The following is a 24,242-nucleotide window of genomic DNA, read 5'->3' as shown; positions in this document are numbered from 1 at the left end:
TCGATCATTCGAAATCTAGCAATAGCCAAATAAAAAGGCGTATCATCCGCATAGATGATACGCCTTGAACCGCTATAACCTGTTGCTTACTCCGTGAGCTCCAGGAACAAGTCGATATCCTTCGTCGTAAGCTCGACGGCTTCGCGCCAGAAATCAGCTTCTTCGAGGTTGACGCCAAGATGCTTCTGCGCCAGCTCTTCTACCGTCATTCGGCCCGTGTCACGCAATAGCTGCACATAACGCTCGGCAAATGCCGGCCCTTCCTGCTGCGCGCGGGCATAGATGCCAGCGCTGAACAAGTAGCCAAACGTATACGGGAAATTATAGAACGGCACGCTTGTAATATAGAAGTGCAGCTTCGACGCCCAGAAATGCGGATGCACTTCGCCAAGCGCCCCGCTGAACGCCTCACGTTGCGCTTCAACCATGATATTGTTCAGCTTCTCTACCGGAACAACGCCTTTTTTCCGCTCGTCATAGAACCTTGTCTCGAACAATACCCTCGCATGAATGTTCATGAAGAATGCTACCGCGTTCTGGATTTTATCCTCGAGCAGGCCCAGCTTCTCTTCCTGATCCACAGCCGTCTTCATCGCCGAATCCGATACAATCAGCTCTGCAAACGTCGAAGCTGTCTCCGCAACGTTCATTGCATATTCCTGCGACAACGCCGGCAGATCGTCCATCACATATTGATGGTACGCATGGCCAAGCTCATGGGCAAGCGTCGACACATTGTCCGATGTGCCTGAGTAAGTCATGAAAATCCGCGTTTGACGGCTTTTCGGGAATGAGGTACAGAAGCCGCCAGGGCGTTTGCCCGCACGGTCTTCCGCCTCGATCCAGCCATCCCTGAACGCCATCTCGGAGAAATCGGCCATATCCGGACTGAATTTGCGGAACTGCTCCACGATAAACTTCGCACCTTCGTCGAAGCTGATCGTGCGTGCGGAGGAGCCCAGCGGTGCGCTGACATCATGCCAATCCAGCTTCTCAAGGCCAAGCAGTTTCGCCTTGCGCTCCAAATAACGGACAAGCTTCGGCTTGCCTTCGTTGATAGCCGACCACATGGCGTTAAAGGTGGCTTCGGTCATCCGGTTAATTTGCAAAGGTTCTTTGAGTACCGATTCCCAGCCCCGCTTATCATACAGCTTCAGACGGAAGCCAGCCAGACGGTTAAGCGAATCCGCGCACAGCTCCGCGGCATCGCCCCACTCACGCTCCCACTCGCCAAACGCGCGGACACGGACCGAACGGTCGCCGTCCGAGAGACGGTTGAACATCTGACCTGCGGACAACACCTTCTCTTCGCCATTCTCGCCGATATCTGTGAACTTTGCTCTCGATACGATCAGGTCATAAAGAGCTCCCCAGCCATGATAACCGTCAACGGCCAGGTCGCCGGCGAGCGCTTCAAGCTCAGGAGCAAGCTTCTCTTTGGCCAGCTCGCGGCGTTCGGACAAGCTAAATGCGACAGCCGCCAGAGATTCATCCGCCATTAAAGCCGCCCACTTGTCGTCGCTGATCTGACGAAGCTCATTATCGTAACGCGTTAATGCTCCGAGCAGCTTGGCGCTGATCGTTTTGACCCGGTCGCTGAGGCCATTGGCAGCCGAGTCTTTCATATTTTGTGCCTGCAGGCATTCTACGAATGATTCCGATTGACGCAGACGAATCAGCACAGACTGAATAATCGCTGTCGTCTCAGCAATTTTAAAATTTGTTTCTGATGAACCCTCAGACAACAAACGGTCCAGCTCGGCAACATCCTTCTCGATGCCATTCAGCTCATCAGCGAAAGCGGCCGAAGTCGAGCCTCCTTCATAAAACGTCTCCAAATCCCATTTCATCGGATAATTCCCTGTCGTCATTCCGCCGTCCCTCTCCTTCACCATATTTTGGCTATGTAAGCCTGCAAAAGAAAAAAACCGCCACAAAAAGATCGACAAATAAATTTGCGCAATCTTGCTTCAGCGGTGTATAACTTAATTATATCCAGATTGGAGGAATAACACCATGTCACAACCGTTGCAAATTTCACCCGAAACAGCAATCAAGCTGTCCAAGCAGCTTGGCGTGCCACTCGAGCATTTGATGCATATGCCTAAACATATATTATTGCAAAAGCTGACTGAACTGGCAAAAGCGGAAGCAGAGGCGGGTACGCCGTCTAAATCCGCTGATTCTGAGGAGTCCTCCTCATGATCCCGTTTGAGAAAACATGGCCGTACGACATCATTATGAAGGATGTGTACGTTTCAAGCTGCCCCTTCTGCAGCAGCGAGAATGTTCTGATCCCGCTTCGCATCCGTGAGATCGAAGAGATCCAGCATGGCAAGAAAAAGCTCCTTGTTTTTCCTTGCTGTCATAATAAAGTCACGGTCCTTGATATGGACCATGACTATATGCTGACGGATCAGCCGCTTCGCAAGCTGAGACATTAACGAGCGGACAAGCCTGTTAAGCCGTCGTCTGCACGGGAGAATCTCCCGTCTGGGCGGCCGGCGATACCGGCTGTCCCCGCTCCAGCTGTTCACGGATAAGCTGCCATTGCTCCCGGCTCCGCCGAATCATGGCTTCATCCATAATGCGCTTGTCGCTGACGATACGCGAGAACCATTTGACCGCTTCCGTCAATTCACCTGTACGCCGGTTAAGCTCCCCGATAATATACATCAGCTTCGCATTATTTAATTGCGATCCTTCTTCCTCATATACCTTGATATATGCCTGCATGGCGAACCGCAAAAACCGCTGCTCTTCCTGCTGATTGCCTTCATAACGGTATAACCATGCGATGTGATGCAGAATCCCTGCGATCACCCGGTGCTTCTCTTCAATAGCTTGCGAGGTTAATAAGGCCAGCTTGTACACCTTCATCGCTGCGGCTGCATCCCGTTCACCGCCATAATCGCACTTCTTCCAGCGTGAACCAATCTGCTCGTGATAATCTTTCTTTTGCCGCTCGGAAAGCCGGCCTACACCATTCTCTGTTGTTGCAAATCCGCAAGTCGGACAGACCCGGACCACATAAAAATCCGGATTCGCTTCCGACCGGTAATAACCGCAAAAATCAGAATCTACTGACACCGCTTTTTTAAAGCTTGGGCGGACTCTTGATGTCGTAAAGATGGTCTCACAGCAAATGCAATTCATCTTTATCTGATAGAGCGGCTCCATACCAATCCCATCTCCTATTCGGGTGTGTTCACAAAATGGTGGGCAGGACCTGATAGTCTTTCAATAATGTACGCTTGCAGCTCTTCATCCAGTCCGGAAACTTCCTGCAGCGCCCGCTTCATGCAATCGAGCCAAGCTTCAGCGTGCTTCGGTGTTATCGGAAAAGGCATATGCCGCGCCCGCATCATTGGATGGCCGTATTCGTCGGAAAACAGCGCAGGTCCTCCAAAAAACTGCGTCAAAAACATAATCTGCTTCTCCATAACGGGGATGATATTTTCCGGAAATAGTGGACCGAGCAGCTCATGCGCCTGTACCTTAGGGTAAAAAGACTCAACAATTCGTCTTAAAGTCTCAGCTCCGCCAATTGCTTCATAAAGGCTTATATTCCTATTCATCGTCAATTTCATCTCCATAATGTAGGTATTTAGTATTATATCACAAAAAAAACCCGCATCGTCACCAATGCGGGATTGTTATGAATTAGCCGAAACGATTAACCTTCGTAGTCCTCTTCTCCCGGTGCTGTCAATGATTCTCGGATGACATACACGAATGCGCAGACCAGAATGCCAGCGATTATACTCATCATCATCACTCCAAGCCTTCAAAGGTACCTCCATTGTAACATAAAAAAACGGACCGTCCAGCCCTTTTTGCAAGCGTTTTCTTAGAATTATGAAAAATATTTTTTGCCCGAAAAACCGTCCTGAAGTGATGGCTGTCCACCTTTCTTCATATACCTCTTGTAGGGGTTGTACATTCTGCTCCCCGCATGTCCAAAGGAGGACGCATCCATGCTCCGAACGCTTACCCGGCCGGCTTCGTTAACCGGTCTCGTCGCCCTGCTTATCGTCCTGTTGATGGCCGTGTTCCCAACGCAAACGCTGGAATCGGCTCTGCGGGGATTATCGATATGGTGGCAGGTCTTGTTCCCGGCCTTATTCCCTTTCTTCGTCATTTCCGAGCTGCTCCTCGGCTTCGGTATTGTTCACTTCTTCGGCAAGCTGCTTGATCCGCTGATGAGACCGTTATTCCGGCTTCCCGGCATCGGAAGCTTTGTCGTAACGATGGGCTATGTATCCGGCTATCCGGTTGGCGCAAGACTTACAGCCCAGCTGTGGGAGCAAGGGCTTGTCAAACGCGCGGAAGGAGAACGGCTCGTTGCCTTCACGACAACATCGGATCCGATCTTCCTGATCGGAGCGGTGTCGGTCGGCTTTTTCCATAACGCCGCATTAGCGCCGGTTCTTGCAGCCGCCCATTATGGCGGGGCCTTCATTATCGGTCTTCTCATGCGCTTCCACGACCGCCACGAGCCGGTCTCCGAATCCCCTAGACGATTGCAGCAGCGACGGACCTCACGGCTGGTCGAAGCAACAAAAGCGATGCATGAAGCCAGGCTTCTCGACGGCAGAAATCTTGGCAAGCTGCTGCAGGACAGCATTCAATCCGCGCTTCGCCTCATGATTGTGGTAGGCGGTCTTGTCGTTTTTTTCTCCGTGGTCATGGAGCTTCTGACCCGTGCAGGCATCGTTGAGGCGTTAGCCGAAGGACTGCGGTTATTGTTTGGCGCAGTTGGACTGCCTGCAAAGCTTGCCGATGCAACTATTTTCGGTTTATTCGAAGTAACTCTCGGAGCCAGGGCCGCAGGCGAAGCAGACACCGGACTAATGCACCAGGCTGCCGTTGCCGCATGGATCCTGTCCTGGGGGGGACTTTCCGTACACGCTCAAGTGCTGAGCTTGTTAAGCCGCACGGATCTGCGTTATATACCGCTTATGGTGGCTAGGCTGGCGCATGCCTTTATCTCTGTCGTGCTTGTTTACTTGTTATGGGGATGGCTGGCTCCTTAAACTTTTAGGCTCAGCGTTGAATTTGAAGCCATATTCCTATATCATCATTAGTAATATGCAATTGGCCGGAAGGGGTTTAAATTTCTTGAAATATGCAGTCATCGATCGTGGCGATCAATTATCGAAATCATTAGCGGAGCAATTCCATCAGCTGGCGGCAGAGCGCGGTCTTACGCGCAATGACGATACACCGGATATTATCGTGTCCATCGGCGGAGACGGGACGCTGCTCCAGGCTTTCCACAAATATGTCGACCGTGTAACCGATGTTTCCTTTGTTGGTATTCACACGGGTCATCTTGGCTTCTATGCCGACTGGAAAGCGGATGAATTAGAAATGCTTGTCACCTTGATGGCGGAAGAAACTCCCCATCTCGTCCGTTATCCGTTAGCAGAGATTGCAGTGGAAACAGACGAGCAGAATTACTATTACCTTGCCTTGAACGAATTTACGTTAAAGGGTGTTGATGCGACTTTGGTCGTACAGCTAAGCGTAAATGATGAATCGTTCGAAATGTTCCGCGGGGACGGTATTGTCATCTCCACCCCTTCGGGAAGCACCGCTTATAACAAAAGTGTCGGCGGCGCAATCGTTCATCCTTCGATCGAGTCGCTGCAAATTGCAGAGATCGCATCCATCAACAACCGCGTCTACCGGACACTCGGCTCTTCGTTCCTGCTGCCGCAGCATCATCACTGTGATATTATTTCCAAGAAGGAACAGCGCCTGCTGCTGACCATTGATCATCTGAGCTTTCAACGGACCGATATCCGTTCCATCCGCTGCAGCGTGTCTACGCGTAAAGTCAGCTTTGCCCGGTACCGTCCGTTCCCGTTCTGGAACCGCGTGCGTGATGCGTTTGTCGATATGTGATTCTAATCAAAAAAGGGCTGTCCTCAAGGTCTTTACGACCTTGGGACAGCCCTTTTCTATTTTTGCCATCAGGACTGACGGCTACCCTGCTCTTTGTGGTGCTCCTTGTTTTTGTCGCGGTCTCTTGGCTTCTGGCTAGGCTGAGCATGAACCGCAGCTTGCTCGGATGCAGCGGCTACATCCTTGTTCGCTGACGATTTTATCGGCTTCTTGCCATTTGGACGATAGCTTCTTCTGTGCTGGTCCCTACCGCCGCGATGGCCCTGCTGCCGGGCAGGCTGCTGCTGCGAGTCTTCCGCATTACGGGCGCTGCCTCTGCCGGCTGCCGCGCTTTCCCTTGCTGCCGCAGCCGCGCCAGCCAGCACGGCGTCAGCAAGCGATGCGGCTGCAGCATCCTGCTCATCCTCCGCATCCATTTTCTCCTGCACATAAGTATCCTGCTTGAGGGCTGCGTCCTGCTCCTCGCCGGCTTCTTCATCGTCCGTTGATTTCTTGATTGTGCCTGTCTTCTCCAGAACGAAATAAGGGCAGCCGAAATTGCAGTATTCATTAATATAATCCGACATTCCCGAGTAGGCGCTGTCCTTCGTCGCCTTCATATGATTGTCGCGGAAAAAGCCTTTCAAACGCAGCTGGCTATAACCCCAGTCGCCGATAATAAAATCGTAACGCTCCAATACTTCGCTGTAACGGTCCTTGAACGCATCCGCATTCCAGCCGTTACGATTTTCATGAATAAGTTCATATATTTTGCCGCCAATTTGGATCAATCCCGTTTCCCCTCTTTCGAATTCCCCAATAGAAGCTATGCGTTGCTAAGCTCGCGTTCTTGTGCGGCAGCCGCCGAATCGGTCTGTTCATGCGCATGATAAGAGCTTCTTACCAGCGGTCCCGACTCGACATGGCGGAATCCACGCTTGTAGCCTTCTTCCTTCAAGCTTTTGAATTCATCCGGGTGCACATAACGTTCGATCGGCATATGGTTTGGCGTAGGCTGCAAATATTGACCAAGCGTCAAAATATTGCAATCCACCGCGCGAAGGTCGTCCATCGCCTGCAGCACCTCTTCATACGTTTCGCCAACGCCAAGCATAATGCTTGATTTCGTCGGGATCTTCGGATTCATTTCCTTCGCACGCTTCAAGAGCTCGAGAGATCGTCTGTACTTCGCTTTCGCCCGTACGCGATTCGACATTCTCTCAACCGTCTCGATGTTATGATTCAGAATGTCCGGCTTGGCATCCATAACGACCTGCAGCGAATCCGCATTCCCCATAAAGTCCGGAATCAACACTTCTACCCGGCAGAATGGCAGCCGCTCACGAAGCGCGCGGATCGTGCCTGCAAAGATCGACGCACCGCCATCGGCCAGATCATCTCGCGCAACAGAGGTGACAACGCAATGGCGCAGCCCCATTTGCTCGGCAGCTTCCGCTACGCGCTCCGGCTCCTGCAGATCAAGCTCTGTCGGAAGTCCTGTCTTCACCGCACAGAAGCGGCAAGCACGCGTACAAATGTCGCCCAGTATCATAAAGGTTGCCGTACGGTTTGCCCAGCACTCGTAAATATTCGGGCAGCGTGCTTCCTCACAGACGGTATGAAGCGTCTTGGTGCGCATCATATCTTTGATTTCGGTGTAGTTGCCTTCGGTTGTAAGCTTTATTTTAAGCCAGTCCGGCTTTTTCAATTTTTCTTTGTTTGATTTCATCTGGAATTCCCTGCTTTCACTTTCAATTGGACAGCCGAATCTCACCGTTTATTATAGCATAGTTCGGATAAAATCCAATGATTTGCAAAACATAACGAATATTGCTTCGAGCTTTCGAAAGGGTGGAACAATTGAAACAGACTTTTTCTATTGCCCTAGCTACAATTGTCGCTTCCATGCTTATGACCGGGCAATCAAGCTATGCGAATCCGAGCATCAGCAAAGCTGAACCAGCCCAAACCCAATCATCAAGCGGGGACGTTGATCCGCTCGTCAGCAGACAACAGCTTTACGACCAACTGAGTGACGTGACCGGCATCCCATGGTACCGCCTTGCTGCCGTTGATCAATATGAGCGCACGCTGTCGAAAGCCCGTCCAAAAGCCCGTCCTCAATTGGGAAGTTTCGTTGGTATTTATATCGACGAGGAGCAATGGGCCGGCGCACTTAATCCGGACTCGTCAGATAACGTACCGGCTTCGATTCAATGGTTCAACGGCATTGGCCGCGACGGCGACGGCGACGGCTTTGCCAACCGTTCAAGCGATTTCGATTTGCTGTATTCCGTAGCGACAAGGCTTCTGCAGCATGGCGGTTCTACCGAGGATGATTTTTCAATTGGCTTATGGGAGTACTACCATAACAGCAGAGCCGTGCAGCGCATTCAGCAGTTTTCCAGCCTTTATGCCACATTCGGCCGCCTCAATCTGTTCGATCATGCGTTTCCCGTACCGGTCGGAACGAATTATTCGTACAAAAGCACATGGGGTAATGCCCGCGGCTGGGGAGGACGGCGGACCCATGAAGGAACGGATATTTTCGCTAATTACGGAATTCCCGTCCGAAGCACCTGCTTTGGCGTCGTAGAAGTGAAGGGCTGGAATCCATATGGAGGCTGGCGGATCGGCATTCGGGATCTAAACAATTATTATCATTATTACGCTCATTTGTCCGGCTTTGATAAAACGATAGGCATCGGAACAATCGTAAAGCCAGGACAGACCATCGGGTGGGTTGGCAGCTCCGGTTACGGCAAACCGGGAACACAGGGCAAATTCCCTCCTCATCTGCATTACGGAGTGTATAGGGACCGCGGTCTTATCGAATGGGCATTCGATCCTTATCCGCTGCTGAGACGGTGGGAGCAGGATGAACGGCGCCGGTTAAGAGCAAATTGATAAAAGGGGCAATCCCAAAGGCCGATGTGACCTTTCGGGATGCCCCTTTTATTTTTCCACCCTCGTTAGCCGCCGTCTCCGGCATTTCTTGCATTGGCATTGCCTGCGCTACTATCCGAATTGCTGCCGTTATTGGAAGGCAGAGGGGAATCTTCGGATTCCAGCTGCTCCTTCAGCATGCTTCCGTCCGACGGCTGGCTTACCCCTTCGCCCTTGGACATCGGCAGTGAAATATTCGGAGCATCCGGGGCAGATTCTCCAACCGGCTTGCCTTCATTATCGTAGTAATACATCGGTACATCGCCCACAACAAGCAGATAGGAGATCGGGATTTCCGTCTCTACGATCTGGGGATCGGTCTCGAACGGAACGATAATCGCCACCTCGGACACAATATGAATATACACTTCAATCAGAATCATGTTGATGCCCGCGTTTGTCTGGCGCGTATTCAGATCCACCTTCACGGCGCCAACCGGCTCGAACTTGACCGGGATCCTCGGACCGTAGGTGGAGATCAATGCACTGCCCAGGGCGTTGCCGACCGGAATATGCTCGGGAATTTCCTTCAGCTCGTCAAGCGTAGCCTGTACCGTCTTGATCGTCTCTGACCGGATCTTCGTATGCTCCGCATAGTTCAGCATAAAGCCGGATACTTTGCCGCTGCTGTTCATCTTCCAATCAATCAGCTTCTCGAATTCGGCATTATTTACAACCTCATTAGTTGTAGCCTTATTAATAGCCTGCGTCGCGACTTGCTTGATCCGAAGCTGTGCGACCTTCATAAGTGGCGGGCGAAGATGCTTCTCAATGTAAACAAGCGATTGAATTGTTCCGATAAGCAGGACGAGAATAGTGACAATAATCCACAGTTTTGTCCGACGCTTGCCCGATTTTAACCTTGTTCCTCCACTGCCGCTACCCGCCGAGCTGATACTCATCGTCTTGATGCTTCTTCCCGCCGGTCTGACCGGGCGCTGGCGGGGCTGCCACATGCCGCCCCAGCTACTGGCGGGTTTTGGTTTGCGCGGAGAGCGCCACTTGCTTGTTCCCCATGGCTTTGGCGTGCTGCCTGGAGCAGAGAGCTTGCTTCCCCAGCTGACCCGCTTCACCTTCGCAAAAGGACGATTAGACCACAGTTGCTGCCGGCTCAGGCCAAACGATCGGAGCAGCCATCCCCTTCTTCCCCATTTCGTCACGTTCCATCGCCTCCTGAAAAGAATTGCCACACGTATGACAAGATATTGGCCATTTGTGGGAATTCTTACTTCGCAAGAACAGTCCAAAGCCTTTGTCCCTTACCTCTACATGCTTATGCAAAGCAAGGACAAAAAAGACGACCTCCCCCGTATTCCTGCCTTTCGACGAAAGCTAATTCCAGTAACCTTTATGAACGGCAACAACCTCTTCCTCAAGCTCCGGAAATGGTCCAATTACTTCAATCGGCTTTTGTCCTTTATCGAAAATATCCCGGCATGGGAGATTGAACGTCGGATTCTGCTCATGATCGCCTGTCATCTTCAGCAATGCTTCCTCCGTCGCCGCATAGACCACTTTGCCTACGTTGCCCCAATAGATCGCACCCGAACACATTGCGCATGGCTCAAAAGTCGTGTACAGCGTGTAGTTCCACAAATCATGATGCGGATATTGATGGGAGGCTTTCTCCATCAGCGCGGTTTCGGCATGGCCGGTGCAGCGTTTTTCCGTAATTTCGACGTTCTCCTGCTCCAGGACAATCTCGCCTTGCTCGTTCACTAGAATCGCTCCAAACGGCGTATTGCCGTTTTCTCTCGACTTGCGGGACACCTCGATGCAATACTTCAAATAATACGCATGATCATGCTTCATTCTCTCTCGCTCCCTTCGTTTCCCCTTATCATAGTTAGATTAGCGTGAGGAGTAAACGAGCCCGGTGCATCTTTGTAGCGGCGACTAATGGGGAGTCTTTCTCTTAGTTGCAGCGCACAGTTACGGAAGCTGCTTCGTAAGCGGATGATGCTTGTGCTATAATAGCCGGAGCACATTTTGGATTGACGATGGAGGATGTTATGTTAACTTTTGAAGAAAAGCTTGCCATTATTGAATCGTTCCCGGAGCTTCAGCGCACCGATGTATCCCTGGGACGAGTGAACTTCCAGTTCGAGAACAGCCTGTATGACCGGAAAAATGTCGTGTACCATCTGCATCCGAACGGCAATGGCTTCGTTTATGCCGGGCTGCTGCGTAACTTCAGCCAGGATGACAAAGGGATGATCAATATCCGCGACTATAGCGAGATTCAGCTTCGCACGCTGCTCCGCCAATCCATCGACTCGCTGTCGGTGCGCGAGGAAGAGCCTGCGGCAAAACCGTCGCGTAACCGTAAAAAGAAGGATCAGCTATGGACCAATGAGGAAAATCAAAGCCTGATCGTGAAGTGGGAAGATGATATGTGGTACGTTTACTCCGGAATGAACCTCGAAATGGCGTTTGAGACGCATAAGGAAGTTGAGGAGTATATGGCGGAGGAAGGTTTTCGTCGGGAGCTCGGGTAAAGATGACGTCGTGTATGCCGTCATTACGGAAATGTATCTCCTTCCAGTCGCTGTTGAAATCGTGGGTTTTTGAATTTAACTTTAATAGTTATCCCACGATTTCAAAGGCGAGCGTTTCACTCTTCCAGGAGATACATTTCCTTCAATCCTCGCACTCCGAAAATGGAGAGTAAGCAGAAATGGGCAGCCCCGTTAACTTGGGGCTGCCCATTTTTGTTCGTTCCAATTTATCCCATATTGAATTATCATTAGATCAATTGCAGGATGGTTATTGTCATCTTAAGAAATGGAGGTCTTCTATGTTCCAGTTTGTTGGTTTTATCTTTATTATCCTGGGAATCGTCAATCGGAATTCTCTCATTCCCTTAAAAAACAAGGGCAGCCAAATGAATGGCTGCCCTTTGCTGCTTTTTAAAAATAAAATTGTAGGGAGGAATAGAGGAAATGGAACTCCTGAGGAAAGTCTATGCTTTCGAAGTAGCTTTCTTTCAGAAAGCATTAAACGCTCGCCTTTGCTCGCACTTTGCTTCACCCGGAACATTGTTCAAGGCAAAGTGCAAGCAGCAGCGACCGAAGGAGATCCATTTCCGACATGACGATACTACGATATAGCCATATCCGTCATTATAATGACCTACAATTTACGGAGCCCTCTTAGGCAATTGGCGGACGTATTGGTCCGAGAGACTCATCAGCTTCATGATATAGTCGTAATCATTGCGGTACTGCGAGAAATTCTGGACAGGCTCCATCGTCTTGATCGAGTAGGCTGTGCCGTCGTCGAAGCCCTTGCCCGGAACGAACAAGATATCGTTATTGAAAAAGCTACCTGTCGGCAGGTAGTAACGCATTCCGAATACGTTATGGTCAATGTTCAGAAGGTCATGCCCAAATGCAACAACGCCTTCATCTGCCGGCTTAACGCCAAGCAGGTTCGCGAGGGTTGGCATAATATCAAGCTGCCCGCCCGGCTGGTCAACCACCTGTCCGCTGCTTTGACCCGGAACGTGCATAATCAATGGAATATTGAAGCGGCTGAGCCGGTCATCATAATGGATGCCAAGCTGCTGGCTGATCTCCTCTGCACTCGCTTTTTCCGGCTGCAGGCCGAAGTGGTCGCCATAAGCAACAAGCACCGTATCGTCCCACATGCCATTCGCCTTCAGGCGATCGATCAGCGTACCAAGCGCATAGTCCGTATAATGAACAGCCTCTAAATAATTGCCGAGCTGCGTCCCCTCCAGGGACGCAGGCAAGTTCAAATCCGTCCGGTCCTTCGGCACCTCAAACGGGAAGTGGCTGGATACGGTCACCATCTGGGCATAAAACGGCTTGTTCTGTTCATGCAGCGCCTGCAGCTTGTCCACCGCAACCCGGTACAGCTCTTCATCCGATGCGCCAAATTCATTAAAGTGGTCATTCGTGTAGAACGGTTTATCATAATAATGCTTAAAACCAAGCGCCGGATACAGCTTGTCCCGGTCCCAGAACGTTACGTCATTTACATGAAACGTATTCGCCTCATAACCTTTACTCTCCAGCATGCGCGGCATGCTCGGCAGCTCGCGGTTGGCGAAGCCCGTCGACATCGCAATCTCACCCGTCGGATAAATTGAGGTGTTTGACATAAACTCCGCATCCGAGGTATTGCCTTGGCCAATCTGCTGATAAATATGAGGGAAGTAATAGCTCTCGTCAGCCAGCTTGTTAAGCACCGGCGTCAGCTCCATTCCGCCAACGGTCAGATGAATCGGAAAGTTCTGAAAAGCTTCCATCTGAACAACGATCACATTTTTTCCCTGAGCGCTTCCGAACTGAATCGGCGTCTTTCCTTGTTGATCCTGATAAGAATAAGAAGACATCAGTGCTTCAATCTCGACTTTTGTCTGCTCGATGTCGCCGCTGCTTGCCATCGCTTTCTCGCTTTGGTTCTCCCAGGCAGCAGCAGCCTGATACCCGATAAAGCCAAGCCCTTCGGCTTGCTCCAGTTCGTTCGGAATATCATTTCCCGCATAAACCAGGGTACCTGATACGGCGATGCACACCAGCAGGCCGCCAAGGACGATGCGCAGCTGGCCAAATCTTTTCCGTCCCGGAACACGGGTTCCTCTGACCAAACGAACGATATACAAGATTGCTAGAATGGCAAGGTCCAGAAAATAAATATAATAGACGCTCTTAATAAGCGACTCCACGCTGTCCTGAATTTGATTCACTTGATCAAGTGCCTTCAATGCCGTATATGTCGGCACAGATCCGTAATAGCTGAAATAGATGGTGGATGCAAACAGCAATACAGAGACGATCAGGTTAACCGCCCAATAGGCAATCCCTCTCCATCTTGCCGCTGTAATAAGCTCCACGATAAGCAGCAATCCCAGCCAAGCAGCTGCATCGGCCAGAAGACCAATCCCCTGCACCTCTCCAAACAGGAAGAACCGGAACAAGACGGATTTGATCAGCAAAAGCAGCCAAACCCCGATCATCGGCGAACGCCGGTAGTCATCATTGTAGAACGATATCAATGTATTCACTCTCCTTACGAAAAAAAGAAGCCGTCAAATGACGGCCACTTCGATCATCCTCTACTATTCTATTTATACTAACCGATTTGCTAGCAAGAGAAAAGAGCACGTGGTTGCATGTTCCATGTCAATTACTAGATAGCCTCCCAGCTTACGCTGCCGGCAGAATGTTATCGGCAGGCTTCTTCGACTGACGTTTGAAGTACAAGAAAGTAAATGCCAGGAACACGATAGCAAAAGCGCCAAGGACGAGCATCTGCTCCCGCATCAGCGCATAATCTCCGCTTGCGATAATTGCCTTGAAGCCGGTAATCGCATGCGTCATCGGCAGCCAAGGATTCAGCTTCTGCATCCAATCCGGCAGCAGCTCAAGCGGGAATGTGCCCGCACTGGACGTCAACTGGAAGATCATCAGCAGAATAACCAGGAACCGGCCCGGATTATCCAGCCAGGTGACCAGTGCTTGAATAATAAAGGTATAAGCAAGACTTGTCAGAATGGTAAAGAAGACAAAGAGCGGAACGCTCGTTACTTCAATCTTCAGAACATACAGGAGAACCGCATCTGCAATCAAGGACTGCAGAAGACTAATCGTCACATACGTCAATGTACGGCTTAAGAATCGGCCCATCGGCGATGCTCCCAACGTATAGGAATCGCGGACCGAGAACACCGTTGTATACACCAGTGCCCCCATGAATAACGCCAGCGACAAGAAATATGGAGCAATGCCAAGTCCATAACGGTCAAGCTTATGGTCGGTATTTTCTTTCACGACAACGGGTTCAGCAAACATATTAACGATGTCGTCGCCATCTTTAATGCTGCCTGTTTCGGCTGCTGCATCATTAAGCTTTGCAGCCAGCTCGCCCGAGCCGTTCACAAGCTGCTGCGAGCCGTCCTTCAGCTGCCCCGCACCTTGGTCCAGCTGCTGCGAGCCGTCGGCAATTCCAGCTACACCGCCAGACAGCTTGCCAAGTCCATCCTTCAATTGGGCAGCACCGCTATTTGCTGCTTTTGCCCCAGCGGCCAGCTGCTCTGCACCTGCCCCGGCTTCCTTCAGCTTCCCGCCAAAGATCTCAAGGCCGGCTGTCAGCTTTTCTTGGCCTTGGGTTAGCTGCGTCGCGCCGGTGAATAACTGCTCCTGACCCTGTGCCAGCTTGCTGCTGCCTGCAAGCAGCTGTTCCTGCCCATCCTTGAGCTGCGCGCTGCCAGCTGCTACCTGCTTGCTTGCCGCAAGCAGCTGCTTCAGCGTTTCATTATCCTGCAGCTCCGGCGTTGCTGCCATCAGCTGCTCGAGCCCTTTCGCCACCTGATCGGCACCATCAGCCACTTGGCCGCTTGCCGCGGAAGAAGCCGTGAGTCCCTGCTTGAGCTCAGCCAGACCGGCCTTTGAAGCCTTCAATCCTTCAGTCAGCTTGGCTGCTCCAGCTTTGGACTGCGAAGCACCGTCTTCCAGTTGCTGCCCGGCAGCTGATAATTGACCAAGTCCATCAGCAAGACTTGCTGCACCCGACGATAATTGATTCGTTCCTTGATTTAGGCTTGCTGCCCCGTCATACAGCTTGGAAACACCGCCGCTCAGCTCGGTAGTACCGCTCGCCAGCTTGTTCAAGTTTTCTTTCAGCGTCGTTAAGCCATCCTCCAGCTTGCCCGCGCCGTCCTTCAATTCGGTTGCGCCCTCCCCCGCTTGCCCAAGGCCATCGGAGATGGTTCCCACCTGTTCAAACATGCTTCGCGTATAGGCTTCCGTAATTTGCGAGTTAAGCTTCGATCTTAACTCCTTCATTGCGCTGTTGCCGATCTGCCCGGCAACAAAGTTATACTGGCTGTTCGGCTCAAAGATAAGCTCCGCTTGAACCGGGTTATCCTGCGTCAAAGTCGCTGCATTTTCCGAGAAATTGCTTGGCACGGTAATCGTCATGTAATAATCGTTATGTTCCATGCCTTCCTTCGCCTGAGCTTCACTTACAAAGTCCCATTTGAAGTTATCGCTTTTCTTCAATTCATCAACGAAATCTTCCCCGACATTCATCGTCTTCCCTTCATAATCGGCGCCCTTGTCAAGGTTAACGACCGCAACGGGAAGCTTGCTCGTCTGCCCGTAAGGGTCCATCGAGCCGTCGATCAGTATACTGCTGTACAGCATCGGGAGCAGGGCAACACCAATAAAAGAAAGCAGCAGCATTCTTTTGGTCGCCAGAGTTTTCAGGTCTTTGAAAAAAACTTGAATCGGCCTCATATTTCGCACATCCTTTTTTCATTTGAGTAATTTGAATAACTGACTAAATTCGTATTCTGGTCATTTTGGACCAAAAAAACAGCCCTTTCAGGCTGGGATTTTTACGTTACGTTCTGGGTTCCTTCACAATGCCTTGCGTTATGAGCAGCGCGATGTTCTCCTTAATCTGCTCCTTGGTCAATGGCTCGCTATGCGACTTGTTCCATTCCGTTGCCAGTCCAAGATACAGGCGGAAGATCATATAGGACGTAATCGTCGTATCGCAATCCCTGACCTCACCTTTCTCGATGGCAAGATCCAGCTTTTGCTTTAGAAACTCAAGTCCAAACAGCTCCATCCGGCGAATGCCTTCCAGCGCCTGAGCAGTACCGATATCCCGAACCTCTTGAGCCAGCTTGACGAACAGCTCATGATCCGAACGAAACTCGAGGATAGAATCAAGCAGGTTGAACACACTATGAATAAATGAGCTTTGGCTGCCGTCTTTGGCAAATCCGCAGTTCATGGCTTCCTTCAGATCAACTTCAGCCTTGTTCAGAATCGCTTCGAACAGCTCTTCCTTCGTCTTGAAAAAAGTATAGATCGTGCCTTTGCCTACGCTTGCGATCTTGGACACCAGATCCATTGTGGTCGCTTTATAGCCGAATTGCGCAAACGACTGCGTCGCTGCTTTCAATATTAACGCTTTGCGGTCAATGGACATGAGCCAATCTCCTCTCGTTCTTTTCATGAACCTTTCAAAAATGACCAAAAATCAATTTCGGTCACTCAGTCATATCCCATTTATAACACAACAGATAACAGAAGATCAAGTGCAACTTTTCTTCTCTTCCATGCGTACAATCAACGTACATTATATCCATATCATGGAAGCATCGGAGGAGCAAGAATGTTGAACGACAACTTTGGAGAGCCAATGGGATTTGATCTTATGATTACGATTATTCCCATCATTATTGTAATCGGATTCGTAATTGTCATCGGGACAATTGTATTTCGCAGCGTCAGATATGTAAAAAATGCGACCTCACCAAAGGAGTCGACTTTCGCACGCGTCGTATCTAAACGTCTGGACGTCCAGCAAAGCTCCCACAACCATGATGGCCAAATCAGCCATTCCTCTCACACCTACTACTATATAACCTTAGAGTTTGTTGATGGTCAGCGTCAGGAGTTTCTGGATGTGAAGAACTTGTATGGCCTTGTTGTAGAAGGCGATACCGGTTATGCTGCAACGCAAGGCGAGTGGATTGTTGCTTTCGAGCGTAATAGCGTATCATCTTAAACCTTTAACGGAGCCTCCCATACGAAGAACAGGCGCAGCACTGCAGCGCACAGCAGAACTCTCGGGCTGCCGGAGCATTTGGCCGAGCACTTCTACTGCTGCAGTGCACAGCGCTTTTTTATTAACAGCCATTGTCGTTAACGGAGGGTTCGCTTCGGCAGACATCGCAAGACCATCAAATCCGATTACCGATACGTCACCGGGTACCTGGAGCCCCCTCGTCTCCAGCTCCTTCATGAAGAGCAGAGCAATCCGGTCATTCCCGCAAAAGACTGCCGTCGGATACTTACCTTCCACGAACCGGTCACAATAAGCCGCTAATTCCTCCTGCGTCCGGCTAAAGCCTTCCGACTCGAGCAGGCATAAAGCGAAATCAGGCTGGAGTTTATTTTGCAGCATCGCTTTCGTGTAACCAAACCACCGTTCCTCATGGCTGGTCGTCAAATTAACCGGCGCAATGCAGCCAATCCGCTGATGGCCGGCTTCAATTAAGGAATTGACCGCGACACATGCCCCTTCAATATTTGCCGAAGTGACCGCGGACGCATCAATCTCCCGGTAGTACGAATCAAACAGCAGCATCGGCTTCGTAATCGTCTGCCGTACTTTAACAATATAGTCTCTCTCTAATATGCCAAACGCAATAATGCCCCGGTAATCAATATGCTGAACCAGCTCCGGGAGGATCCGTTCCTGCTCCTGGGCAAGACTGATCCGTACAATAACCGCGCTATACCCTTCCTCCTGCAATTGGCGGTCAAGTCCCCATATCAAATCATGATAAAACAAAAAATGCTCGTTATCTTCATGGCTCATAACCCGATCAGGTACCAGCACCAGAATTGGAGCGCTGAATGAAGCCTGAGCGGTGTCAGCCAAATAGCCAACCTCCTGAGCCGTCCGAATCACCAGCTGTCTCAGTTCTTCTCCGATTCCTTTTTTATTGGACAGCGCCAACGAGACGGCATTACGGGAAATGCCCAGCTTGTCGGCGATCGTCTGCATTGATATTTTTTTTGGTCGCGGCATTGTTCAACTTCCTCTGTTCCTATGTTATAATCAATTTACTTTACAAATATTTATTTTGTCAAGTTTAGTAAAGTTGCATTCGATTACTTGGAGGGATATAGATTGGCGAATCAACCGATTTTTCTGGAACCTGTATTTCAAGAACGAATTTGGGGCGGCAAGCAATTAAGAGAGCAGTTCAATTACGATATTCCATCTGACCGCACCGGCGAATGCTGGGCCGTGTCGGCTCATCCGAATGGCCAAAGCATTGTTCATTACGGCCCTTATAAAGGACTTAAGCTTGGCGAGCTGTGGGATCAGCAGCCGCAATTATTCGGCTCTTCGGCAGTTAAGTTTCCGCTGTTGACCAAAATCCTCGACGCCTCGGATGATCTGTCCGTTCAGGTGCATCCTGACGATGCCTATGCGCAGGTTAACGAGAACGGCGAGCTTGGCAAGACGGAATGCTGGTACATTCTTGGCTGCGAGCCAGGTGCCGAGATTATTTACGGTCATCATGCGGCTTCCAAAGAGCAGTTCAAGCAAATGGTTGACGCAGGCGAGTGGGATAAACTGTTGACCAAGGTAACCGTAAAACCGGGCGATTTCTTCTACGTCCCTAGCGGTACTCTCCATGCATTGGGCAAAGGCATTCAAGTGCTGGAGACGCAGCAAAGCTCGGATACGACCTACCGGATCTATGATTACGACCGCACGGACGATAAAGGAGCCAAACGCGAGCTTCATCTGGACAAAGGCATTGAAGTAACGACAGTGCCTCATGTTGGGGCAGAGACTACCTTCTCTTCGGAGACGCTTGGCGGAACCGAGGTTACAACGTTTGTATCCAACAGCTTTTTCACGGTGCAAAAATGGAACACCAACGGGGAAACGTCATTCCCTGAACCGGCTACATTCATCATCTGCAGCGTTATTGACGGATCTGGCGAATTGGAGAATTCCACAGGCAGCTACCCGCTGACCAAAGGCGACCATTTCATTCTTCCGCTGGGCTTCGGGGCATTCTCGCTCCGCGGCCAGCTTGAGCTTATTATTTCACATGAGTAAATAGGAGGCGGCGTACTTGCGTATTGGAGCAATTGAAGCAGGCGGAACAAAGTTTGTATGCGGGATCGGCAACGAACATGGCGAGATAGAAGAGCGTATCAGCCTGCCAACCGAGCATCCCGAATCTACTCTTCGCGAGGTATTGAATTACTTCCGCGATAAACAGGTTGAAGCCATCGGAATCGGCACCTTTGGACCAATCGATATTGATCCATCAAGCCCAGCCTATGGCTTTGTTACAACAACACCTAAGCCAGGCTGGTCCGGATTCGATTTCCTCGGGACAATGAAGCGCGAGCTTCCTGTACCTTACGGCTGGGATACCGACGTAAATGCTGCAGCATTTGGCGAGGCCAAATGGGGAGCTGCAAAAGGGTTAAACAGCGCCCTTTATTACACGGTTGGCACGGGTATCGGCGTTGGCGTCTATACGGAAGGCAAGCTTGTCCACGGTCTGCTTCATCCGGAAGGCGGTCATGTTCTCACCCGCAGGCATCCGGAGGATACATTTGCCGGCTGCTGCCCTTATCATGGCGACTGCCTGGAAGGAATGGCAGCAGGTCCAGCGCTTGGACAACGCTGGGGCGTGAAAGGTGACGAGCTGACGAAGGATCATCCGGCATGGGAGATGGAGGCTTTCTATCTTGGCCAAGCCATATCCAGCGCTGTTCTGCTGCTGTCGCCAAAGAAAGTCATTCTCGGCGGCGGCGTTATGCATCAGGAGCAATTATTCCCGCTTATCCGTGCGGAGGTTCAAAAGAACCTGAACGGGTACGCTTCCCATGAAGCGCTGCGTGAAGGCATTGATTCGTACATCGTGCCGCCGGGACTCGGCGATAACGCGGGTCTATGCGGATCCGTCGCCCTTGGAATCGACGCACTCGAGCAGCAGAAATAATAGAAGGGCCTTCCCGAGATCCAAACTCGGGAAGGCCCTTTTTTATTCAAACCGAAAAACAATTTCCATGCCTGTCGGTTTTCTTTTTAACGGCCTTTCGTATTCTCTGAACACGAAGGTTATGCCGTTAAGATCGTCCGGAAGAGCGGGGGAAACAACAAAGCCGTACGCCGCATTGCCTCCCGTGCTGGCTCCTTGATCAATATGGCTGCGATAGCCTTCATCAAGCTCCAATTCAAGATGAGTATGATTACGCTGGGCTTCATCCCGGAAGTCCCCATGGATACTCAGATTGACAACACTGGCGTTCTCATATTGTCTAATGCCGGTTAAGGTGTAAACCTGGTTATCCTGCTCCACGCAACGGAGTACGGGCAGATGCTTGCGGAAGCCTGTCGGTTCAACCGCCGGCAGATAACCCTCTTCGTTCATTAACATGCCAAATAAGGACTTCAATAAATCCGGGTACAAATGATAACGGTCGGCCCAGCTCTCGATGCTCTTGAAAGGCGGATACCCGGGGTTATGATTAGAAATCTCTCTTCGTTCTTCCAGCAAAGCGCAGATCTGCTCATCAATCTTGAACAAACGGGCGTCGTAGTGGTCCGTCGGCCGCTCCATTGGCAATCGTCTCATCTGATCCCTCTCCCCTTCTTCTAACTGAGCTTGCCCAAGTCCCCGGTAATTAGAATATAAAGCCCCCAGCCCAGCACAAGTATCGCTCCAAAGCGGCTTAGAAATATATAATTGTCACTTGGTTCGGACTTGCCGTCTACGGCCCAGCCATGCTTCAAATGCCAGCTTAAAGACGGGAAGAACCAGCCCAGAACTCCTGCAATAATGAAAATAAGCGAAATGAAAACAGCCATGTTATCATCTCCATCTTGTTCATTGGCTTAAATAAATGAGGCCCTCTCCGAATCTTATACAGTACGGGGAAGGCCTGAATCAACTTTCAATATAATCGACTATGGGAAAAATAGAAATACTATAATTTTGATATTTATATTAATATTTCAATCACTTTCATCATCTCTTCCTTATTATTTCCGTTCCGTCATCCTGTTCAGATCGGAGGTCAGCTTGTCCAGCTGCAGGAAGCTCTCGACGATCTCGATCATCCGGCTGTCCTGCGTCGTCATGCTGGCTGCCATCTCCTGGATGGCCGCCATATTCTGCTCCGTTGAACCGGCAATGGATACAATCTGGTCGGTAATTCTCGTATACTGCTCCTGTAGCTGCTCGGCCGAATAATCCACCTCGCCCGAATGGCTCTCCAGCTTATTGGCATCATCCGACAATGCCCGCATGACATCAGCCACCTTACGGGCTGCAACTGTACTGCCAACAACGGATTGCTGCCCCTCGAGCACCTGCTCCGCTGCCCGGATCGTCTTCGTACGGATGCTCTCCAGGATCTGTTCGATCTGCTCCGTCGACTGCTGGGACGTCTCCGCCAGCTTGCGGATCTCATGAGATACAACTGCAAAGCCTTTGCCGTGCTCGCCGGCACGTGCCGCCTCAATAGCCGCATTCAATGCCAGCAGATTAGTCTGAGTGGAGATATGCTTAATGGTCGCCACAATTTCGCTGATACTGGCGTTTTGCTCGCCTAATTCGTTCATGAGCTGTACGGAGGTATCGATCGTTTCATTCACCCGTTTCATCTCATGCTCAAGCGCTGCTGTCCCTTCGCTTCCGGTTTTCGTCAGCAGGGCAGAGCTTGCCGATAACTCCTTCATTTCGGCAGAGCGGCCCGCAAGCGACGATACGGAAGCTTCAATATGCCGGATTGAATCACTCATGTCCGTCATGCCGGAGGTTTGAGCCTCCATGCTCGAAGTTATCTCTGTGAAAGCTGAGGTAACTTCCTTCGAAATCGAACCGGCCGTTGTCATATTGGATTTCAAGGTCGTGCTGAACGTATTGAGTAATGCTGCCGATGAAGAGACCTGGCTGACCAGTTCAAGCGATCTGTTATTCTCCTGCTTGGCTTGTTCACCCTGCTCGATAATGTTATGCTGCAGCCGCTCGCTGAATTTGGTAGACGCATAGAGCGGGACAGCAACCATGGCAAAATACATAAACATCGTTGTTGGGGCGTTATTTCCGAAAATCTCGGTTTTATCTGGACTTACGTAGCAATAAACCGTAAGAAGAACCCCCATTAGGCCGGAGTAGCCGATGGCCTTGGAATTGCCGTAAAGCGTCATAATCGCCAAATTGACATATACAAGAAAATAAGTCGTAATAATCGGACCGGTTAACAGTAATAACAAGGTAAGTACGGTCACGATCGTTGAAATGAAGTACATAATATACCGGATAAGCCACTGTTTATAGACTAGAGTGGTCGTTGCGCCGCAGGTTAATGTACCTACGATCGCAAGAACAATAATCGAATCCGTTCCGGCGCCAGTCAGAAAATCAACGGCCACGCCTAAGAGCAGCATCACCCAAATAATATTTACCAGAAGTTTGTTTCTTCGGTGCAGGGTCTCCGTATAATCCATCAATTCTCCACCTTTTTACCATAATATAGGCAATAATTTTGATAATACCACAAACCGATAAAATTCGACATCATCTTTCATAGACATGAAACCGATAATCCTGTACTCTATTGTGACATGACTGCAAGGTGGAGGTGCTTAAGCTTTGGCGAAAGATATTCGTTCCCGAATTGAGATTGATCAGATTAACTGCGAGAAAGAATTAACGCTCGCGTTAATCGGAGGCAAGTGGAAGCTCATTATCCTCTGGCATCTGGGCATCGACGGTACGAAGAGATTCAGCGAGCTTCAGAGGCTCATTCCCCATATTACGCAAAAGATTCTGACCAACCAGCTCCGCGAGCTGGAAGAGGATCAGCTTGTCGAGCGGACCGTATATCCGGTTGTTCCCCCAAAGGTAGAATATAAGCTGACTCCGCATGGAGAAAGCCTAGTTCCCATCCTGAAGCTGATGTACAACTGGGGCAAGCATTATGGCGAAGAGGTGCTCGGCAGAACCTCTCATACAGATGTAATGGCGCTCCAAGCAGCAGAGAAATAAGCGGCCATAAGGCCTGAAGAAACCGGCAGACTCCGCATGGAGTCTGCTTTTTTTTGCAATTCTAAGAATTCACGGTATCCTGCAGGAAACGGACTTACTTGAAAGTGCGTACTTCCTTAAATTACGGTATCGGCCTAATATGAACTCATTGCTTTAACAACCCACAATTAAAGGAGAGATTCATACCTATGGAACTGCAATTGGCACTAGACCTGGTAAATATCCCGGAGGCAAAAGAAGTTGTAAAACAGGTTGCCCCTTACATCGATATCGTGGAGATTGGAACTCCTGTTGTCATTAACGAAGGACTCCGCGCCGTAAAAGAAATCAAGGACGAATTCCCTTCGCTTCAAGTACTCGCCGATCTGAAAATTATGGACGCCGGCGGTTATGAAGTAATGAAAGCCTCCGAAGCAGGCGCCGACATCATTACCGTGCTTGGCGTATCGGACGATTCCACTATTAAAGGTGCCGTAGACGAAGCACGCAAGCAAAACAAAAAAATTATGGTCGATATGATTAATGTCAAAGACATCGCCGGCCGCGCGCAAGAAATTGACAGCCTTGGCGTCGACTACATCTGCGTTCACTCCGGATATGACCATCAGGCAGCAGGCAAAAACTCGTTCGAGGATCTGGCTACAATTAAGCGTGTCGTCAAACACGCAAAAACAGCGATCGCGGGTGGCATCAAGCTGCAAACCCTTCCGGAAGTCATCAGCGCTCAGCCTGATCTCGTGATCGTTGGCGGCGGCATTACCGGCGCAGGAGACAAGCAGGCGGTAGCTGCTCAAATGCAGCAGCTGATTAAGCAAGGGTAATGCCG

At 50.4% G+C, this 24,242-nt stretch carries 26 protein-coding genes; 12 read left to right on the top strand and 14 right to left on the bottom strand.

Going from position 1 to position 24,242, the window contains the following annotated elements:
* Positions 1 to 86: 86 nt before the first annotated feature.
* Entirely contained in the window at positions 87 to 1,871 is a 1,785-nt protein-coding gene (locus tag BM200_RS14105; RefSeq protein ID WP_091186516.1) for a M3 family oligoendopeptidase, read from the bottom strand.
* 145 nt (positions 1,872 to 2,016) lie between these two features.
* Between BM200_RS14105 and BM200_RS14100 the strand changes: the two genes are divergently transcribed.
* Both BM200_RS14100 and BM200_RS14095 read left to right on the top strand, forming a co-directional pair.
* Complete coding sequence (locus BM200_RS14100) at positions 2,017 to 2,205, top strand: YycC family protein (protein ID WP_091186514.1); 189 nt, start codon at positions 2,017 to 2,019, stop codon at positions 2,203 to 2,205.
* Positions 2,202 to 2,444, top strand: coding sequence for a hypothetical protein (locus tag BM200_RS14095; protein WP_091186512.1), 243 nt, complete (start codon positions 2,202 to 2,204; stop codon positions 2,442 to 2,444). Before BM200_RS14100 ends, BM200_RS14095 begins: the two co-directional genes overlap by 4 nt.
* A 16-nt stretch (positions 2,445 to 2,460) precedes the next feature.
* On the opposite strand, the gene BM200_RS14090 is transcribed toward BM200_RS14095, so the two are convergent.
* Both BM200_RS14090 and BM200_RS14085 read right to left on the bottom strand, forming a co-directional pair.
* On the bottom strand, positions 2,461 to 3,180 hold the full coding sequence (locus BM200_RS14090; RefSeq protein WP_091186510.1) for a DUF2225 domain-containing protein: 720 nt from the start codon (positions 3,178 to 3,180) through the stop codon (positions 2,461 to 2,463).
* A gap of 14 nt (positions 3,181 to 3,194) precedes the next feature.
* Positions 3,195 to 3,578, bottom strand: a complete 384-nt coding sequence (locus BM200_RS14085) for a globin domain-containing protein (protein ID WP_091186508.1) — start codon at positions 3,576 to 3,578, stop codon at positions 3,195 to 3,197.
* A 399-nt stretch (positions 3,579 to 3,977) separates the two neighbouring features.
* Between BM200_RS14085 and ylbJ the strand changes: the two genes are divergently transcribed.
* Both ylbJ and BM200_RS14075 read left to right on the top strand, forming a co-directional pair.
* Positions 3,978 to 5,036, top strand: coding sequence for a sporulation integral membrane protein YlbJ (gene ylbJ / locus BM200_RS14080; RefSeq protein ID WP_091186506.1), 1,059 nt, complete (start codon positions 3,978 to 3,980; stop codon positions 5,034 to 5,036).
* An 85-nt stretch (positions 5,037 to 5,121) separates the two neighbouring features.
* The gene (locus tag BM200_RS14075; protein ID WP_091186504.1) at positions 5,122 to 5,910 is read left to right on the top strand and encodes an NAD kinase; all 789 of its coding nucleotides are present in this window, start codon (positions 5,122 to 5,124) and stop codon (positions 5,908 to 5,910) included.
* 68 nt (positions 5,911 to 5,978) lie between these two features.
* On the opposite strand, the gene BM200_RS14070 is transcribed toward BM200_RS14075, so the two are convergent.
* Both BM200_RS14070 and lipA read right to left on the bottom strand, forming a co-directional pair.
* On the bottom strand, positions 5,979 to 6,680 hold the full coding sequence (locus BM200_RS14070) for a YutD family protein (RefSeq protein WP_091186501.1): 702 nt from the start codon (positions 6,678 to 6,680) through the stop codon (positions 5,979 to 5,981).
* A gap of 35 nt (positions 6,681 to 6,715) precedes the next feature.
* Positions 6,716 to 7,618 carry a lipoyl synthase gene (lipA, locus tag BM200_RS14065; RefSeq protein WP_091186498.1) on the bottom strand — a complete coding sequence of 301 codons (903 nt, stop codon included), beginning with the start codon at positions 7,616 to 7,618 and terminating at the stop codon, positions 6,716 to 6,718.
* 131 nt (positions 7,619 to 7,749) lie between these two features.
* On the opposite strand from lipA, the gene BM200_RS14060 reads away from it, so the two are divergent.
* A complete protein-coding gene (locus tag BM200_RS14060) occupies positions 7,750 to 8,796 on the top strand; it encodes a M23 family metallopeptidase (protein ID WP_245773025.1) in 1,047 nt (348 codons plus the stop codon).
* A gap of 65 nt (positions 8,797 to 8,861) precedes the next feature.
* On the opposite strand, the gene yunB is transcribed toward BM200_RS14060, so the two are convergent.
* Together yunB and BM200_RS14050 are read right to left on the bottom strand one after the other, a co-directional pair.
* A complete protein-coding gene (yunB, locus tag BM200_RS14055) occupies positions 8,862 to 9,995 on the bottom strand; it encodes a sporulation protein YunB (protein ID WP_245773024.1) in 1,134 nt (377 codons plus the stop codon).
* A 172-nt stretch (positions 9,996 to 10,167) separates the two neighbouring features.
* Entirely contained in the window at positions 10,168 to 10,647 is a 480-nt protein-coding gene (locus BM200_RS14050; protein WP_091186496.1) for a nucleoside deaminase, read from the bottom strand.
* Positions 10,648 to 10,847: 200 nt separating this feature from the next.
* On the opposite strand from BM200_RS14050, the gene BM200_RS14045 reads away from it, so the two are divergent.
* Together BM200_RS14045 and BM200_RS14040 are read left to right on the top strand one after the other, a co-directional pair.
* Complete coding sequence (locus tag BM200_RS14045) at positions 10,848 to 11,333, top strand: hypothetical protein (protein WP_091186493.1); 486 nt, start codon at positions 10,848 to 10,850, stop codon at positions 11,331 to 11,333.
* A 179-nt stretch (positions 11,334 to 11,512) separates the two neighbouring features.
* Complete coding sequence (locus BM200_RS14040) at positions 11,513 to 11,929, top strand: hypothetical protein (RefSeq protein ID WP_139230783.1); 417 nt, start codon at positions 11,513 to 11,515, stop codon at positions 11,927 to 11,929.
* Positions 11,930 to 11,974: 45 nt separating this feature from the next.
* On the opposite strand, the gene BM200_RS14035 is transcribed toward BM200_RS14040, so the two are convergent.
* The 3 genes from BM200_RS14035 to BM200_RS14025 form a co-directional block, all read right to left on the bottom strand.
* Entirely contained in the window at positions 11,975 to 13,819 is a 1,845-nt protein-coding gene (locus BM200_RS14035) for an LTA synthase family protein (protein ID WP_091187861.1), read from the bottom strand.
* A gap of 190 nt (positions 13,820 to 14,009) precedes the next feature.
* The gene (locus BM200_RS14030; protein ID WP_091186489.1) at positions 14,010 to 16,100 is read right to left on the bottom strand and encodes a YhgE/Pip domain-containing protein; all 2,091 of its coding nucleotides are present in this window, start codon (positions 16,098 to 16,100) and stop codon (positions 14,010 to 14,012) included.
* Positions 16,101 to 16,206: 106 nt separating this feature from the next.
* Positions 16,207 to 16,803, bottom strand: a complete 597-nt coding sequence (locus tag BM200_RS14025) for a TetR/AcrR family transcriptional regulator (protein ID WP_091186486.1) — start codon at positions 16,801 to 16,803, stop codon at positions 16,207 to 16,209.
* A gap of 186 nt (positions 16,804 to 16,989) precedes the next feature.
* Between BM200_RS14025 and BM200_RS14020 the strand changes: the two genes are divergently transcribed.
* Entirely contained in the window at positions 16,990 to 17,385 is a 396-nt protein-coding gene (locus tag BM200_RS14020) for a DUF2500 domain-containing protein (protein ID WP_091186484.1), read from the top strand.
* On the opposite strand, the gene BM200_RS14015 is transcribed toward BM200_RS14020, so the two are convergent.
* Positions 17,377 to 18,414 (bottom strand): substrate-binding domain-containing protein, encoded by a 1,038-nt coding sequence (locus BM200_RS14015; RefSeq protein WP_091186481.1) that lies wholly within the window; start codon positions 18,412 to 18,414, stop codon positions 17,377 to 17,379. The genes BM200_RS14020 and BM200_RS14015 overlap by 9 nt on opposite strands.
* A 102-nt stretch (positions 18,415 to 18,516) precedes the next feature.
* Between BM200_RS14015 and manA the strand changes: the two genes are divergently transcribed.
* Together manA and BM200_RS14005 are read left to right on the top strand one after the other, a co-directional pair.
* Entirely contained in the window at positions 18,517 to 19,464 is a 948-nt protein-coding gene (gene manA, locus BM200_RS14010) for a mannose-6-phosphate isomerase, class I (RefSeq protein WP_091186480.1), read from the top strand.
* A 16-nt stretch (positions 19,465 to 19,480) separates the two neighbouring features.
* Positions 19,481 to 20,362 (top strand): ROK family protein, encoded by an 882-nt coding sequence (locus BM200_RS14005; protein ID WP_091186477.1) that lies wholly within the window; start codon positions 19,481 to 19,483, stop codon positions 20,360 to 20,362.
* A gap of 42 nt (positions 20,363 to 20,404) precedes the next feature.
* Here BM200_RS14005 and BM200_RS14000 read toward each other — a convergent pair whose 3' ends face one another.
* The 3 genes from BM200_RS14000 to BM200_RS13990 all read right to left on the bottom strand — a co-directional run bounded on the left by BM200_RS14000 (position 20,405) and on the right by BM200_RS13990 (position 22,875).
* Positions 20,405 to 20,998 (bottom strand): hypothetical protein, encoded by a 594-nt coding sequence (locus BM200_RS14000; protein WP_091186475.1) that lies wholly within the window; start codon positions 20,996 to 20,998, stop codon positions 20,405 to 20,407.
* A 20-nt stretch (positions 20,999 to 21,018) separates the two neighbouring features.
* The gene (locus tag BM200_RS13995) at positions 21,019 to 21,231 is read right to left on the bottom strand and encodes a DUF6199 family natural product biosynthesis protein (protein ID WP_091186473.1); all 213 of its coding nucleotides are present in this window, start codon (positions 21,229 to 21,231) and stop codon (positions 21,019 to 21,021) included.
* 174 nt (positions 21,232 to 21,405) lie between these two features.
* Positions 21,406 to 22,875 carry a methyl-accepting chemotaxis protein gene (locus BM200_RS13990; protein ID WP_091186470.1) on the bottom strand — a complete coding sequence of 490 codons (1,470 nt, stop codon included), beginning with the start codon at positions 22,873 to 22,875 and terminating at the stop codon, positions 21,406 to 21,408.
* 145 nt (positions 22,876 to 23,020) lie between these two features.
* On the opposite strand from BM200_RS13990, the gene BM200_RS13985 reads away from it, so the two are divergent.
* On the top strand, positions 23,021 to 23,416 hold the full coding sequence (locus BM200_RS13985; RefSeq protein ID WP_091186469.1) for a winged helix-turn-helix transcriptional regulator: 396 nt from the start codon (positions 23,021 to 23,023) through the stop codon (positions 23,414 to 23,416).
* A gap of 188 nt (positions 23,417 to 23,604) precedes the next feature.
* A complete protein-coding gene (gene hxlA, locus BM200_RS13980; RefSeq protein ID WP_091186466.1) occupies positions 23,605 to 24,237 on the top strand; it encodes a 3-hexulose-6-phosphate synthase in 633 nt (210 codons plus the stop codon).
* Positions 24,238 to 24,242 lie beyond the last annotated feature (5 nt).

It is taken from the genome of Paenibacillus catalpae, assembly GCF_900112695.1.
Taxonomy (GTDB): Bacteria; Bacillota; Bacilli; order Paenibacillales; family Paenibacillaceae; genus Pristimantibacillus; species Pristimantibacillus catalpae.
This window is presented reverse-complemented; position numbering and strand designations above follow the sequence as displayed.